At 55.7% G+C, this 14663-nt stretch carries 15 protein-coding genes; 6 read left to right on the plus strand and 9 right to left on the minus strand.

Annotation, left to right across the window (positions count from 1 at the left end; all coding sequences use genetic code 11):
* Positions 1-2: 2 nt before the first annotated feature.
* The 5 genes from AC2T28_RS00070 to pcaQ all read right to left on the minus strand — a co-directional run bounded on the left by AC2T28_RS00070 (position 3) and on the right by pcaQ (position 4708).
* Positions 3-776 (minus strand): ABC transporter ATP-binding protein, encoded by a 774-nt coding sequence (locus AC2T28_RS00070; RefSeq protein ID WP_486746904.1) that lies wholly within the window; start codon positions 774-776, stop codon positions 3-5.
* Positions 776-1543, minus strand: a complete 768-nt coding sequence (locus tag AC2T28_RS00075; protein ID WP_486746905.1) for an ABC transporter ATP-binding protein — start codon at positions 1541-1543, stop codon at positions 776-778. The genes AC2T28_RS00070 and AC2T28_RS00075 overlap by 1 nt, the downstream gene beginning before the upstream one ends.
* Complete coding sequence (locus AC2T28_RS00080; protein WP_486746906.1) at positions 1540-2625, minus strand: branched-chain amino acid ABC transporter permease; 1086 nt, start codon at positions 2623-2625, stop codon at positions 1540-1542. The genes AC2T28_RS00075 and AC2T28_RS00080 overlap by 4 nt, the downstream gene beginning before the upstream one ends.
* Before the next feature lie 3 nt (positions 2626-2628).
* A complete protein-coding gene (locus AC2T28_RS00085; protein WP_486746907.1) occupies positions 2629-3504 on the minus strand; it encodes a branched-chain amino acid ABC transporter permease in 876 nt (291 codons plus the stop codon).
* Positions 3505-3793: 289 nt separating this feature from the next.
* Positions 3794-4708: a pca operon transcription factor PcaQ gene (gene pcaQ, locus AC2T28_RS00090; protein WP_486746908.1), complete on the minus strand. Its 915-nt coding sequence runs from the start codon at positions 4706-4708 to the stop codon at positions 3794-3796.
* 87 nt (positions 4709-4795) lie between these two features.
* Here pcaQ and pcaC point away from each other — a divergent pair, with 87 nt between their 5' ends.
* Genes pcaC through AC2T28_RS00110 form a run of 4 tightly spaced genes read left to right on the plus strand, consistent with a single transcriptional unit; the run spans position 4796 to position 7389 of the window.
* A complete protein-coding gene (gene pcaC, locus AC2T28_RS00095; protein ID WP_486746909.1) occupies positions 4796-5203 on the plus strand; it encodes a 4-carboxymuconolactone decarboxylase in 408 nt (135 codons plus the stop codon).
* Positions 5200-5928, plus strand: coding sequence for a protocatechuate 3,4-dioxygenase subunit beta (pcaH, locus tag AC2T28_RS00100; RefSeq protein WP_486746910.1), 729 nt, complete (start codon positions 5200-5202; stop codon positions 5926-5928). Before pcaC ends, pcaH begins: the two co-directional genes overlap by 4 nt.
* Entirely contained in the window at positions 5928-6548 is a 621-nt protein-coding gene (pcaG, locus tag AC2T28_RS00105) for a protocatechuate 3,4-dioxygenase subunit alpha (RefSeq protein ID WP_486746911.1), read from the plus strand. Before pcaH ends, pcaG begins: the two co-directional genes overlap by 1 nt.
* A 10-nt stretch (positions 6549-6558) precedes the next feature.
* On the plus strand, positions 6559-7389 hold the full coding sequence (locus tag AC2T28_RS00110; protein WP_486746912.1) for a 3-oxoadipate:acetyl-CoA acetyltransferase: 831 nt from the start codon (positions 6559-6561) through the stop codon (positions 7387-7389).
* A gap of 79 nt (positions 7390-7468) precedes the next feature.
* On the opposite strand, the gene cueR is transcribed toward AC2T28_RS00110, so the two are convergent.
* Together cueR and AC2T28_RS00120 are read right to left on the minus strand one after the other, a co-directional pair.
* Positions 7469-7870 (minus strand): Cu(I)-responsive transcriptional regulator, encoded by a 402-nt coding sequence (cueR, locus tag AC2T28_RS00115; RefSeq protein WP_486746913.1) that lies wholly within the window; start codon positions 7868-7870, stop codon positions 7469-7471.
* Between the two features lie 9 nt (positions 7871-7879).
* On the minus strand, positions 7880-10381 hold the full coding sequence (locus AC2T28_RS00120) for a heavy metal translocating P-type ATPase (protein WP_486746914.1): 2502 nt from the start codon (positions 10379-10381) through the stop codon (positions 7880-7882).
* A 380-nt stretch (positions 10382-10761) separates the two neighbouring features.
* Between AC2T28_RS00120 and AC2T28_RS00125 the strand changes: the two genes are divergently transcribed.
* Both AC2T28_RS00125 and AC2T28_RS00130 read left to right on the plus strand, forming a co-directional pair.
* Complete coding sequence (locus AC2T28_RS00125) at positions 10762-11874, plus strand: S-(hydroxymethyl)glutathione dehydrogenase/class III alcohol dehydrogenase (RefSeq protein WP_486747987.1); 1113 nt, start codon at positions 10762-10764, stop codon at positions 11872-11874.
* Positions 11875-12042: 168 nt separating this feature from the next.
* On the plus strand, positions 12043-12705 hold the full coding sequence (locus AC2T28_RS00130) for a GntR family transcriptional regulator (RefSeq protein ID WP_486746915.1): 663 nt from the start codon (positions 12043-12045) through the stop codon (positions 12703-12705).
* Positions 12706-12734: 29 nt separating this feature from the next.
* On the opposite strand, the gene AC2T28_RS00135 is transcribed toward AC2T28_RS00130, so the two are convergent.
* A complete protein-coding gene (locus AC2T28_RS00135; protein ID WP_486746916.1) occupies positions 12735-13688 on the minus strand; it encodes a dipeptide ABC transporter ATP-binding protein in 954 nt (317 codons plus the stop codon).
* Positions 13685-14662: an ABC transporter ATP-binding protein gene (locus tag AC2T28_RS00140; RefSeq protein WP_486746917.1), complete on the minus strand. Its 978-nt coding sequence runs from the start codon at positions 14660-14662 to the stop codon at positions 13685-13687. The genes AC2T28_RS00135 and AC2T28_RS00140 overlap by 4 nt, the downstream gene beginning before the upstream one ends.
* Position 14663 lies beyond the last annotated feature (1 nt).

A 14663-nucleotide genomic window follows, 5' to 3' on the forward strand; every position in this document is an offset into this window, starting at 1 on the left:
CCTTACCGCCAGGTCTTCTTGCGTTTCCAACGCTTTTCGCCGCGTTGCCCTGCCTCTTGATGGCCAAGATAAAACGCCTTGATGTCCTCGCTTTCCATCAACCGATCCGCGCTGCCAACCATCACGATGCGACCAATCTCCATCACGTAACCCACGTCAGCAAGATCCAGTGCAATGCGAGCGTTTTGCTCGACCAGCATCATCGTCACCTGCTCATCGGCGTTCAACCGTTTTAGTATGGCAAAGATCTCTTGCACCAAAAGCGGTGACAGCCCTAGCGAGGGCTCATCCAGCAACATGATTTCCGGCCGCAACATCAACCCCCGACCAATCGCCAGCATTTGCTGCTGACCGCCAGACAGAGTGCCAGCCTCTTGCGCGCGCCGCTCTGCCAAAATCGGAAAATAATCAAAGACCATTTCACGATCGCGCTGAACCCCAGCCTTGTCGCCACGCGTATAAGCCCCCAGTGTCAGGTTTTCATCCACTGTCAGCAGAGGGAACACCTCGCGCCCTTCGGGCACATGCACAATGCCGTGCTGGACGATCCGATGGGGCTCCTGCCCTTGGATCTCGCTGCCCTTAAACATGACCTGACCCTTTTCCGGGTCCATGATGCCGGAAATGGTTTTCAGCAGCGTCGACTTTCCTGCGCCGTTGGCGCCCAGCACGGTAACGATCTGCCCCTTGTCCACCTTGAGCGATACGCCGCGAATGGCCATGATTGGCCCGTAGAAACTCTCGAGATTTTTGATCTCTAGCAGCGTCTCAACCATCACACCGCCCCCGTGCCCAGATAAGCCTCGATTACCGCTGGGGTGGCCTGCACCTCGGATGGGGTTCCCTCCGCCAGTTTGGCTCCGTCCGCCAGGGCCAGTACCCGATCACTAACAGATGACACCAACCCCATGTCATGTTCGACCATCAACACGGTGATCCCCATTTGCTTGCGGATATCATCGATCCACCAACGCATGTCTTGGGTTTCTTCGACCGACAGGCCAGACGCTGGTTCATCCAACAGCAGCAGTCGCGGGCCCGAAGCCAGCGCCCGGCCAAGTTCGACCACTTTGCGCACACCATACGGCAGCCCGGCGATCATCTTGTCGCGGTAGGGCTGCAGATCCAGGAAATCGATCACTTCCTCAACTGCCTCGCGATGCGCCAGCTCTTCACGTCGCACGCGGGGGGCAAAGAACAGCTCTTCGATCAGCGAGGTTTTGCGGTGCCGATGTCGTCCAACCAAAAGATTCTGTAGTACAGTGGCGTGGTCAAACAGCTCAATATTTTGAAAAGTTCGCGCGATGCCCAGATCCGCCACTTGATCCGCCGAACGGTCGAGCAGGTTCCCGCCTGCAAAACTAATGCGGCCTGCATAGGGCTCATAGAAGCGAGAGATCAAGTTGAAGACAGTCGACTTCCCTGCCCCATTTGGCCCCACGATGGCATAGACCTCCCCCTCGCGCACCGAGAAACTAAGGTCATTCACCGCGACCACGCCGCCAAATTTCAGTGTCGCGTTTTCAACCGTTAGAAGGCTCATCTTAACCGCTCTGTTTTCAGATAGCTTTTCTGACGGCGGAACATGTCCTTGCGGGCAAAGGGGAACAGCTCGAACCAGGTTCTGATCTTCAACCAGCGGCCATATATCCCCATCGGCTCAAACAGAATGAACAGGATCAGGATCAACCCGAACACGCCGGTCTCTAGTCCCGGGATGGCAACGCTACCACCGATCACGGCCCCCTTAGCGATCGACAGTGCCTGCGGCAGAAAAGCCACCACCACTGCGCCAAAAAACGCGCCATGAATGGATCCCAATCCACCGATAACAATCATCATCAACAGGGTTATCGAAATCACCAGCGAAAAGGTCTCGTTGTTGAACGCGCCGGCATAATACCCCATCAGGGCCCCGGCCCAGCCGGTGATCATGCAGGACAAGCCAAAGGCCTTGGTCTTGGTCCGCGCAATATGTACGCCCATCGCGGTGGCCGAAACCTCGCTATCGCGTACCGCCGCAAAGGCACGCCCCAGTGGAGAGCGCAGAAGATTGCGGTAGAACAGCGTGCAGATGATGGTGACAGCCAGCACCAGGTAATAAAACCGTGTCGGCATCGACCATCGCTCTATTTCGAGCCCGAAGATAGTGATCATCTCGGGGAATTTGCCAGACACGCCACCCGTCCACGGGTCCAGCAATACGATGATGTCATCCGCCAGAACAGACAGTGCGATGGTGGCAATCGCCAAATAGATCCCATGCAGTCGCAGCGCCGGAATGGCGATGATCGCACCAACGATACCGGTGATCACTCCAGCTAGCGGAAAGGCGACAATGAACGGCAGACCGGCCTCAATCAGGATGGTGTTGGTATAACAACCAACCGCAAGAAACGCTGCGTGCCCCAGGCTCACCTGCCCAGATTGCCCCGTCAGCAACATCAGTCCCAACCCGGCAATGGCCCAGATCAACACATTGGTGACCTCACCAATATAGAACTCGTCAAGCAGCATCGGTAGGGCAACGGCCAGCACCAGCAGCGCCGCATAAACTATCAGGGTCCAGCGATCCGCGAACAGTCGGATATCATCATTATATGAGGTCTTGAACAGAATACGCATCGATTAGACCTTCTTGATCCGCACTTGGCTAAACAGCCCGTGCGGGCGCATAACCAAGACGACCAGCAACAGGGCATAAGGCGCGATCTGCGAATATCCGGCGGCGAAATAACGCGAGGCAAAGGGTTCGATTACTCCAACAATCAGCCCCCCAACCAGTGCACCTGGCAAGGAACCGAAGCCACCAATCACTGCCGCGGCAAAAGCCTTGATCCCCAACAGCCCTGCATTGGGGTCGATCGCGCCCTTGGACGCAAACAAAATGCCAGCCACTGCGGCTGTCGCTCCGGACAGCCCCCATATCAGGCCCTGCACTCGTTTTACGGGAATGCCCATGTAATAGGCCGCCATCTGGTTCTGACTGGCGGCCTGCATTGCCAATCCCAACTTGGTGCGCTGAAAGAACTGGTACAGGAACAGCGTCATCAGCACTGTAACTATGATCACAGCCACATCCGCCATCCCTAGAACCACGCCGCCAATATGCAAATCACCAATGGCGAGCGGGCTTTCCAGGGTCTGCGGTTGATGCCCCCAAATCACGCCGGCGACAAACCGGATTACAAAGCCCAGAGCAATCGTCAGGATCACCACCGCTGTCTGGCTCTGCCCAAACAGATGCCGCAACACAAAGTAGTCCAGCAAATAACCCAGCACCGCCATCACCATAATAGCAAGCGGTGCGGCCATCCAGAACGGCAGGTTCATGTGTTCCGCATTGGTCAGACCCAGGGTTACAAAGGCGCCCAACATCATAAAATCGCCCTGGGCGAAATTCACCGCCTCGGTTGCCTTGTAAATCAGCACAAAGCCAAGCGCGATCAGGCCGTAGACACAACCATTCGCAAGCCCGCTTACCAGCAGCTGCAATACTTCCAAATTGTCCTCCCCCTGCTCTGACGAACAGTGTGTGGCCCAGTCATTGCTGGACAAACGCGCTATGCTCTTGGGGCCGGATCTCCTCCACAAGCGCCGGCTCAAGAGGCTTATAAATCAGACTAACGAGTCATTTTTTTGCCTGTCAACAGAAACACTCCAATATATATCAAGCAAAATGAGTATCTTAATACCCAACCATGGGTGCAAAATGCCAAGTCTCAAAGCACCAACTGGGGCGACGTTACGTAAACCACCTCAACTTCAACGTGTTTTGAATTCACTTCACTCATCATTGGTCACAAATCTCATGTAGTATGTCGCAAAATCGCTGTGCAGCTGGTGACAGCCGGTGTTCGCTTCTTAGGCATAACCCCACGGGACCCAAGGTGCTGCTAGTGTCAATCGGAAGATGTACAAACAGCCCGTCATCCAGATCTGATTGCACCACCCCCTGGCTAATGATCCAGACAGCCTGATGGGCCAGCGTAAACCGTCGACCAAAAGTCGAGGACACCGTCTCGATAGGAAACCGAGGCGGCTGGATACCTTCTTCAAGAAACATACGGTCGACATAGGGGCGAATAATCGACCCTTCATTTGGCATCAGCACAGGATAGTCTTGAAAGGCTGTGTCTGGGAGTTGACTGAGCATCGCCAAAGGGTGATCCACCGTCACAACAGCAACCACGCGTTCGCGAAAAAGTGGGTCAAAATCAACCCCGGCCATATTCTCAGGCGCAGGTAGCCGCCCAACAACAACATCCAGTTCTCCACGTCTTAGCTGGTCGAGTAAGAACATGTTGTCCCCTGACATCACGGAAAACCGACTATGACTGCCCTCTCGCCGCAACCGCGCCAAAGCATCCGGCACTATGGTGGCTGAAACCGTTGGTAACGCGCCAATCACCACTTTGGGTCCCTCAGCCTCACCAAGGCTGTTCAACATCGTGACCCCATCCCGGGCCAACGCGAGACTACGCCCGGCCGGATCCCGAAACATCTCTCCATAGGCTGACAGGCGAATACCACGACCGTGTTTCTCAACCAAAGGCTTGCCGCAGACCTGCTCCAACTCGCGCAGCGCACGGGTTACAGCAGGTTGGGTCATGCCAAGTGCCTCGGCTGCTTGGGTCACACTTGTTTTTCGGGCGACTTCAACAAAGACTTCCAAATGACGTAGCTTTAGGTGATCAGACAAACGCATATCATTTCCGGCATGAAAACATCCTAGAATTCGCATTATACAGGTCATTTTCGATATGCGATACAAATGAAAAAGAAAGTGAACAAGATGAGCAACTCCCGATACGACACCGGAATGTCAGTTCGCCGCTCCGTACTGGGGGACGCCCATGTTGATCGCGCCGAGGCTGCCAAGACCCCGATGGACACTACCTTTCAAGAATTGATCACCGAAGGCGCATGGGGAACAGTTTGGGCAAGTGACAGTATTAGCCAGCGGGAACGCTCAATGCTGACCCTGGCGTTGCTGGCCGCCTTGGGCAATTTTGATGAAATCCCGATGCACATCCGTGCCACTGCGCGTACCGGCGCCAGCAAGCAGGATGTGATTGAGGCTTTTCAGCATGTCGCTATCTATGCGGGCGTGCCCCGAGCCAATCACGCTTTGAAGCTGGCCAAACAAACCTATGCTGAGATGGAAGCCGAACAGTCATCGACTGAGGAGACCCCAACATGACAAAGCCCGGTGAATTTTATCAACGCGACCGGGAACGGCACCCTCCGGCGCTGGATCGGAACTACAAAACTTCGGTGGCGCGATCGCCCCAGTTTCCGCTGATCAGCCTGGAAAACACCGCCAGTGAGATCACCGGCCCTGTGTTTGGCCACAACGATTTTGCGCCTACCGATAACGACCTGCTGACCAACTATGCGCAGCCCGGAGAGGCACCGGTTGGTGAGCGCATCATCGTGCATGGTCGGGTGCTGGACGAAAACGCCCGCCCGGTGCCTAACACCTTGGTCGAAATCTGGCAGGCCAATGCCAGCGGCAAGTACCGCCACAAGAAAGATGCCTATCTTGGGGCGATGGACCCGAACTTTGGCGGCTGTGGTCGTACCATGACCGATGAGGACGGTTACTATTACTTCCGCACGGTCAAACCAGGCGCTTACCCCTGGCGCAACTGGGTCAACAATTGGCGGCCAGCGCATATCCATTTCTCGGTCTTTGGCACTGGTTTTGCGCAACGGCTGATCACCCAACTCTATTTCGAAGGCGACCCGCTGATTGCCCGCTGTCCCATCGTCAACACCATTCCCGATCCGGATGCCATCCAGCAGCTGGTTGCAGTGCTGGACATGAACGCCAGCATTCCGCTGGATACCCTTGCTTATAAATTCGACATTGTGTTGCGCGGTCGCCGCTCGACGCTGTTTGAAAACAGACTGGAGGGCAACTGATGAAACAGAAGCTCGACTATCTGAAAGAGACGCCATCACAAACCGCCGGGCCGTTTGTTCACATTGGCTTGGCCCCCGGTGCAGCCGGGTTTGACATCTACGAGACAGAGCTCGGCACCGACATTGCAGGCCCCAACGCAGGCGGTGAACGCATTCGCGTCGAAGGTCTGGTGATTGACGGCACTGGTTCGCCAGTCAAGGATGTGATGCTGGAAGCCTGGCAGGCCAATGCAGTCGGCATCTATGCCCACCCCGAACATGCTGGATCGGTTGAAGACGGATTTCGCGGCTGGGGGCGTGTCATCACCAATTTTGAAACCGGCGAATGGGGATTTGATACGGTCAAACCCGGCCCCGTCATGGGCCGCAATGGGCAAATGATGGCCCCGCATATCAACCTTTGGATCGTCGCCCGAGGTATCAATGTTGGCCTCAATACTCGGCTATACTTCTCGGACGAGGAAGCCGCCAATGCCACAGACCCGATAATTAACCTCATCGAATGGGAACGCCGCCGCAATACTCTGATCGCCCAGCGCACTGAGCGTGATGGTGCAACGGTCTATCGTTTTGACATCCGTCTGCAAGGCGATGATGAAACCGTATTCTTTGACATCTAAGGACTGAACCATGAGCAAACCCTGCATTATCTGCGTCGCCATCACTGGCTCGGTCCCGCGCAAGGAAAACAACCCGGCGGTGCCGATCACTGTGGCCGAGCAAATCGAAAGCACCCACGAGGCATTTGAGGCCGGGGCCTCAATCGCACATTGCCATGTGCGCAATGACGACGAGACGCCCACCTCGGACCCGGAAAAGTTCGGCCGCCTGTTGGAAGGGTTGAACAAACATTGCCCCGGTATGATCGTGCAACTGTCCACTGGGGGCCGGTCAGGCGCAGGTAAGGATCGCGGCGGCATGCTATCGTTGCGCCCTGATATGGCGTCCTTGTCGGTTGGGTCGAACAACTTCCCCACCCGTGTATACGAGAACTCGCCTGATCTGGTTGATTGGCTGGCCTCGGAAATGCGCACCTATGAGGTGAAGCCCGAGGTAGAGGCGTTTGACCTGTCGCACATCCACCAAGCGGTGAAGATGAACCGGGAAGGTCGGATCGCTGGCACCCTATACGTGCAGTTCGTCATGGGTGTGAAGAACGCCATGCCCGTCGACAAGGATGTGTTTGATTACTACGTCAAAACCATGCAGCGCTTGGCACCCGAGGCAGAGTGGTGCGGAGCCGGAGTTGGGCCGGGACAGATCCAGGTCAACGAATGGGCCATCGCGGCAGGTGGCCACACCCGCACAGGCCTAGAAGACAACATGCGTTTGAACCGTGAGACTTTGGCTCCGTCAAACGCAGCTTTGGTCCGACGTGCGGCTGAGCTTTGCGAGACATACGAACGCCCGGTCGCAAGCTGGCAACAAGCGCGCAAAATCCTGGGTCTACGCACCGCTTGATATCCTCCACCGCATAGGCATCGTTTGCAGCTGCGGTGGAACGGATTATTTTGGGCAAAAAGAAACCCGGCTGTACGTTTTAGCCTTCGGTGCCACAGAGACCGGACAGATCGCTCAGGATTGGGCAATCTGGTCGGTCGTCGCCAGCACAGCACTCCACCAGTTCCGAAAGGGTGTCGTGCATCATCTGCAAATCGCGGATCTTCGTTTCGATCTTGCCCAGATGTTCATTGGCCAATTGCTTTACATCAGCACTGGCGCGGCTTTCGTCTTGATAGAGCGCCATCAAGGTCCGGCAGTCTTCAATCGTAAAGCCCAGCGCACGGGCACGGCCCAGAAAGGCCAGTTTGTGCAAATCCGCCGTGACAAAACTGCGGTAACCATTGGCCGAGCGCAGCGGCTTGATCAGACCGATATCCTCGTAATAGCGGATGGTCTTGGCGGGTAGGCCTGAACGGGTGGAAACGTCTCCGATATTCATGTTTAGATCCTATTCTGCGGGGCTCGACGCCAGAACGATATTTGGGTCCGGCTGCGTTTCATTCAAGGTCGGCTGAAGGCTGCGCAAACGCAGAGCATTGCTGAGCACAAAGACACTGGACAAGGCCATCGCTCCGGCAGCCAATGCAGGTGACAGCAACGGCCCGCCAAACAGGTAAAGCCCGCCAGCAGCGACCGGGATAAGCAGAACGTTGTAGCCAAAGGCCCAAACCAGATTCTGGCGAATGTTACGCATTGTCGCCCGGCTCACGGTCAGAGCATTCACCACACCGCGCAGATCGCCCGACATCAGCACCACATCCGCAGCTTCAATCGCAACATCAGTGCCGGTGCCAATCGCGATACCAACCTCGGCAGTTGCCAGCGCTGGTGCATCATTGATGCCGTCGCCAACAAATGCCAGAGCGCCGTGGTCGGCTTGAAGCTGTTCAAGCACCTCAACCTTTTGCACAGGCAGGCATTCGGCTTTCACCTCATCTATGCCCAGGTCAGCAGCAATCGCAGCGGCCGTGGCCGCGTTATCACCCGTGATCATCGCCACTTTCAGCCCTTGTTCGTGGAACGCTGTAATAGCAGCACGTGTCCCCGGCTTGATCGGATCAGCAACCGCGATCACCGCTGCGATCCGGCCATCAATGGCTGCATATAATGGTGTTTCTCCTCGTTTTGCCAAATCAGCTGCGGTGTCAGCCAGATTTCCAATGGCAATGCTCTCACGCTCCATTAGCCGGTCAGCCCCGATGAGCAGATCATGCCCATCGACTTGAGCCCGCAACCCAAAACCTGGGATGGCTTCCACCTGATCAGCAACTGACAGTTCACCTCCGGCAGCAGCCACAAGAGCCTTGGCAATCGGATGCTCAGAGTGAGCCTCGGCAGCCGCGACCATTGGCAGGACAACCTCTCGTTCAAAGCCATCCGCACAGGTAAATGTCGTCAATGTCGGCTTGCCCTGTGTTAACGTTCCGGTCTTGTCCAGCGCCACCAGCTTCACCTCTTGTAGCTGCTGCAGCGCATCGCCTTTGCGGAACAGCACCCCCATTTCGGCAGCACGCCCGGTGCCCACCATGATCGAGGTTGGTGTGGCCAGCCCCATCGCACAAGGGCAAGCAATGATCAGCACCGAAACTCCCGCCACCAGCGCAAAAGAAAGCGCCGGATCGGGGCCAAACAGCAGCCAAACCAGAATGGTCAGCACAGCAAAAGCAATTACTGCTGGCACAAACCACAGCGTGATGCGGTCCACCATTCCCTGTACTGGCAACTTGGCCCCCTGGGCTTGTTCGACCATGCGAATGATTTGGGCCAGCATGGTATCACCACCAACCCGCGTTGCGTGATAATCCAGCGCGCCATTGCCATTGACGGTACCCGCTGTAACCGCGTCACCCATCGTTTTGGCGACCGGTAGCGGCTCGCCAGTGATCATACTTTCGTCGACATAAGAACTGCCAGACATCACCTCGCCATCAACGGCAATTCGCTCTCCGGGACGGGTTCGGATTAAATCCCCAACGGCGATTTTCTCGATTGGAGTTTCCACGGCCTTGTCATCTGTAACAACCAACGCGCTTTGCGACTGCAACCCAATGAGCTTGCGAATGGCCGTACCTGTGCGCCCTTTGGCCCGTGCCTCAAGCCAGCGTCCCAACAGGATCAGCACCACAATCACCGCTGCCGCCTCGTAATAGACATTGGCGGTACCCGCCGGCAGCAGCCCCGGAGCAAAGGTAGAGATCAATGAGAACCCATAGGCAGCAGATGTGCCAATGGCCACCAGGGAATTCATATCAGGTGCAGCACGGAACAATGCCGGAAAACCCTTGGCGTAGAAGGAACGACCAGGTCCAGCCAGCACTGTTGTTGTCAGGATGAATTGGAATAAATAGCTGTGTTGCAAACCAATGTTTGCCGCAACCCAGTGGTGCAACGCCGGGATCATATGCCCCCCCATCTCGATCAGAAACACAGGTAACGCCAGCACGGCAGCAAGAAACACCTGACGGCCCAAGTGCCTGATCTCTGCATCTTTGCGCTGATCTGCCTCTGCATGCTCGTCCACGTTCCCATCCAGTGAACGCGCAGGGTAACCAGCTGCAGTCACAACGTTGGCAAGCTCTTCGATATTCGTGCTGCCCGACAAAAAGCTCACCTGAGCCATCTCGTTTGCAAGGTTAACGCTTGCCGAGGTCACACTGGGTACCGCGAGCAAAGCCCGCTCAACACGTCCCACACAAGATGCACAGCTCAGGTTATCTATCTGCAACGAAATCTGGGTTTCTGCCGCAGGATACCCGGCGTCGGCAAGCGCTGTGGCCAGAGATTTGGGTGACAAACCTGTGCCACCCTCAATCTGGGCAGTACTGTTTGCCAGATTGACTGTGGCTTGCGACACGCCATCAACGGCTGCCAATGCACGTTCGGCACGACCAACGCAGCCAGCACAAGTCAGGCCAGTTATTTGCAACGTAATCCGGGAAGAGTCGGACATGGGAAACCTCAAATTGTCATTCCTATGTTAGGTCATATGGAGGTTCCAGTCACGGGAGGGTCAAGAGCGTTTAGGCCAGAAAACAGCTCTTTCTTGAAAAATATTGGCGCGACAATTTTATCAGTTTAAAAACAACGATCTAAACTCAACCCCACCAGTCAAAATGACGAAGTTCGGCAGAAACCAGTCGCATTTTGCAATCAGGCATCCGGGCTCCGCCGTTAGAAAGCCTCCGTCGAACTTGCGTGGTTGGTTCCGCTTGGGTAGGTCTTGAAGCATATCAAGTGATGCATTGCGCATGCTATCTTTGCCATCACCGCCTATCGGTCGCCGCCAGACAATTTTGGTCTGACCCCCACAGAACAAAGGAAAATACAATGATGAGAACGCGCGCTGCTGTTGCTGTTGCACCTGGCAAGCCACTGGAGGTCATGGAGGTCAACCTGGAAGGTCCCCGCGCTGGCGAGGTTCTGGTTGAAATCAAAGCCACAGGACTGTGCCACACCGATGAGTTCACTCGTTCCGGCGATGACCCCGAAGGCATTTTCCCCGCCATTCTCGGCCACGAAGGCGCTGGTGTGGTGATCGAAGTGGGCGAAGGTGTCACCAGCTTGGAAGTTGGCGACCATGTGATCCCGCTTTACACACCAGAATGTCGCGAATGCGACTATTGCCTAAACCCAAAAACCAACCTGTGCCAGTCGATCCGCTCGACCCAGGGTCAAGGCCTGCTGCCTGACGGCTCCACGCGTTTTTCGATGCTGGATGGCACCCCGATCCATCACTATATGGGCTGTTCGACCTTTGCCAACCATACGGTCGTCCCGGAAATTGCACTGGCCAAGGTGCGCAAAGACGCACCATTCGACAAGATCTGTTACATCGGCTGCGGCGTCACCACCGGTATCGGCGCGGTCATCAACACCGCCAAAGTCGAAATCGGTTCAACCGCCATCGTGTTTGGTCTCGGCGGCATTGGTCTGAACGTGATCCAAGGTCTGAAGCTGGCAAGCGCCGATCAGATCGTTGGCGTTGATTTGAACGCAGGCAAGGTCGAAATGGCCACCCATTTTGGCATGACAGATTTCGTCAATCCGTCCGAGGTTGACGGGGATCTGGTTGCTCATCTTGTTGAACTAACCGGCGGCGGCGCCGACTACACCTTTGATGCCACCGGCAATGTTAAGGTCATGCGTGCTGCTCTTGAGGCCGCGCATAAGGGCTGGGGCGAAAGCATCATCATCGGCGTTGCCCCGGCTGGCGCTGAAATCTCCACCCGCCCCTTCCAATTGGTTACCGGCCGTGTCTGGCGCGGAACTGCATTTGGCGGTGCGTCTGGCCGTACTGATGTGCCCAAGATTGTCGATTGGTACATGGACGGCAAGATCGAGATCGACCCAATGATCACCCACAAGCTGTCCTTGGATCAGATCAACGAAGGGTTTGAATTAATGCACGCAGGTAAATCAATTCGCGCTGTTGTAGAATTCTAAACCCACTTAAGACCTAGGGCAGCGCCGACCAACATTGAACGCGCGCTGCCCAAAGAACAAATTATGTGCGCTTGACGTCTACTGAGCGCAGCAAAAACGCAGTTCCGTTGCAATGAGCCAGACCAAAGCTATACTTGCTTTCGAAACTCGAAGAAGAAGGCCAATATCTTGAAAATTCAGTCTGTTGATATCGGGAAATCGGCCTCTGCTGCGACTATTATTTTTCGCGCTTTGCGCAAATCAATCATCGAAGGCGACCTGAGCGACGGTGCCCCCTTGCGCCAGGACGAAATTGCCCGTGCCTTTAACACCTCTCGCATCCCTGTGCGAGAAGCCATCACCATGCTGGAGCAGCAAGGGCTGGTAAAGGCAATCCGCTACAAAGGGGCTGTTGTCGCCTGTTTGTCGATGCAGGAAGCTGGCGAGATCTTTGATTTCCGCTGCTTGCTGGAACCAGCTGTCATCCGCGCGTCTGTGCCCAAAATGACGCCGGAAATCCTGGATAATGCACGCAGTTTTCTCGAGCAATTTGCTGCTGCCCAGGATCCGATGGAATATGGCGACTTAAACCGAAAATTCCACTCAACTCTCTATGAGGCCAGTGAAATGCCCTATCATATTTCGGTCATCGAGAACTCGATGGACCGGATTGATCGCTACCTACGGGCGCAACTGGTGATGACCGATGGAATCGAGCGCAGCAACCAGGAACATCTGGCAATCCTCAACGCCTGTGAAACTGGTGATGCCGAAGAAGCCGCTCGATTGACTTATGCGCACATCCACGATGCCATGGTATCGTTGCAGGAACAGTTGCAGGTCGGCGAATAGGAAACGGGGGCCAATGGCCCCCGCTCCTTTTACAGTGGGTGGAAGCAGGCCACCTGATGGTCCTCACCTTCCAGATCAGGTCGCTGGGTCTTGCACTCATCAGTGGCTAGCCAACACCGTGGTGCAAAAGCACAGCCGGGTAGATTGTCCATCGGCGACGGTAGCTCCCCTTCCAGCTTGATCCGCTCGCGCTTGGCTTCAGGGTCGGCCCGCGGTGTTGTCGACAACAAAGCCTTGGAATAGGGGTGGCGTGGATGTTCGAATAGCGTTTCTTTGCTCGCGTGTTCTACCGCGCGGCCCAGGTACATCACGATCACATCGTCAGCAAAATGTCTCACCACCGACAGATCGTGAGAGATAAACAGATAAGCGAGCCCCAGCCTGTCCTGCAATTCCACTAGCAAGTTCAGAATCTGACTTTGGATCGAAACATCCAGCGCCGACACAGGTTCATCCAGCACCAGAATCTTGGGGTCCAGCATCAAGGCCCGCGCGATCGCGATCCGCTGCCGCTGCCCGCCCGAGAACATATGAGGATAGCGATCATAATGCTCAGGACGAAGACCAACCAGCTCCAGCATCTCACGTGCTTTGGCTTCACGCTCTGACGCCTGCATATCCGGCCGGTTGATGACCAACGGCTCAGTCAAAATGACGCTGATCCTTTGACGAGGGTTCAAAGAACCGTAGGGGTTCTGGAACACAATCTGCACTGACTTTCGCAGTGAAGCCCAGTCACTTGGTTGAACCTCATTACCATCGATGGTCAGCGTGCCACCGGTTGGCTCTTCGATCATAGTGATCAGCCGCGCCAAAGTGGACTTGCCACAGCCGGATTCCCCTACAATCGCCAGCGTTTGCCCCGCGTGCAGGTCAAAATCTACTCCTGACAAGGCGCGAACAGTTTTGGGCTTTGAAATGAAGCCTTCTTTTACCTCATAAAACCGTTGCAGGCCTCGAGCGGATACTACAGGCGTATTCATTGTACGGCCTCCTCAAGTGCGACAGCTGGGAAATGGCAGCGCGCCCGGCCCGTTTCTGAACCACCCGGAACTGGCGGAGTGGTATGACAGATTTCTTGGGCATGAGCACAACGCGGCGCAAATAGGCATCCCTTGGGCCGGTCAAACTGACCCGGCACGACCCCAGGGATCGTTGGCAGCAGCTTGCTTGTTGCCCGCTCAGGCAAAGCAGACAACAGTGCAGCGGTGTACGGGTGAAAGGGCTTGCGGAACAGGTCCCTAACAGGCTGTTCTTCGGCTTTTTGACCCGCATACTGAACCTGCACACGTTCCGATGTTTCGGCTACAACCCCCATATCGTGGGTGATCAACACCAGCCCCATTCCGGTTTCTTCTCGCAGGGAAACCAACAGATCCAGGATTTGCGCTTGAATGGTGACATCCAAGGCCGTGGTTGGTTCATCCGCGATCAACAGCTTGGGTTTGCAGGCAATCGCCATGGCGATCATTACCCGCTGGTTCATGCCCCCGGACATCTGGTGTGGGAACACGTTCAGGCGGGATTCCGCAGCCGGAATGCCAACCTGTTCAAACAGCTCAATCGCGCGTTTGTGCCGTGTTTTGCGATCCATCCCCAAATGCTGCCGCAGGGCTTCCTTGATCTGGAAGCCAACAGTGAAACAGGGGTTCAGAGACGACATCGGTTCCTGAAAGATCATCGAGATATCACGACCCACGATGTCGCGACGTTCACGAGCAGTGATGGTTTGAAGGTCGATCCCTTCAAATGTCATCTCATCAGCCGTGATCTTGGCAGTCCAAGGTAACAGCCCCATCAGGGCGAGCATGGATACGGATTTGCCGGACCCAGACTCCCCCACGATGGCCATGACCTCGCCCTTGTCGACGTTCAGGTCAACGCCGTCCACGGCGCGAAATGCTCCTGATGCGGTGGCAAACTCCACCGTCAGGTTACGAATATTCAGCAGGCTCATA

This window comes from Parasedimentitalea nitratireducens, assembly GCF_057444295.1.

What these genes read in the sequence shown, in the direction of transcription:
- pcaH (WP_486746910.1), top strand. Translation starts at nt 5,200, where the DNA reads ATGACAAAGCCCGGTGAATTTTATCAACGCGACCGGGAACGGCACCCT.
- AC2T28_RS00110 (WP_486746912.1), top strand. Translation starts at nt 6,559, where the DNA reads ATGAGCAAACCCTGCATTATCTGCGTCGCCATCACTGGCTCGGTCCCG.
- AC2T28_RS00140 (WP_486746917.1), bottom strand. Translation starts at nt 14,662, where the DNA reads ATGAGCCTGCTGAATATTCGTAACCTGACGGTGGAGTTTGCCACCGCA.
- AC2T28_RS00070 (WP_486746904.1), bottom strand. Translation starts at nt 776, where the DNA reads ATGGTTGAGACGCTGCTAGAGATCAAAAATCTCGAGAGTTTCTACGGG.
- AC2T28_RS00120 (WP_486746914.1), bottom strand. Translation starts at nt 10,381, where the DNA reads ATGTCCGACTCTTCCCGGATTACGTTGCAAATAACTGGCCTGACTTGT.
- AC2T28_RS00080 (WP_486746906.1), bottom strand. Translation starts at nt 2,625, where the DNA reads ATGCGTATTCTGTTCAAGACCTCATATAATGATGATATCCGACTGTTC.
- pcaC (WP_486746909.1), top strand. Translation starts at nt 4,796, where the DNA reads ATGAGCAACTCCCGATACGACACCGGAATGTCAGTTCGCCGCTCCGTA.
- pcaQ (WP_486746908.1), bottom strand. Translation starts at nt 4,708, where the DNA reads ATGCGTTTGTCTGATCACCTAAAGCTACGTCATTTGGAAGTCTTTGTT.
- AC2T28_RS00125 (WP_486747987.1), top strand. Translation starts at nt 10,762, where the DNA reads ATGAGAACGCGCGCTGCTGTTGCTGTTGCACCTGGCAAGCCACTGGAG.
- AC2T28_RS00135 (WP_486746916.1), bottom strand. Translation starts at nt 13,688, where the DNA reads ATGAATACGCCTGTAGTATCCGCTCGAGGCCTGCAACGGTTTTATGAG.
- pcaG (WP_486746911.1), top strand. Translation starts at nt 5,928, where the DNA reads ATGAAACAGAAGCTCGACTATCTGAAAGAGACGCCATCACAAACCGCC.
- AC2T28_RS00075 (WP_486746905.1), bottom strand. Translation starts at nt 1,543, where the DNA reads ATGAGCCTTCTAACGGTTGAAAACGCGACACTGAAATTTGGCGGCGTG.
- cueR (WP_486746913.1), bottom strand. Translation starts at nt 7,870, where the DNA reads ATGAATATCGGAGACGTTTCCACCCGTTCAGGCCTACCCGCCAAGACC.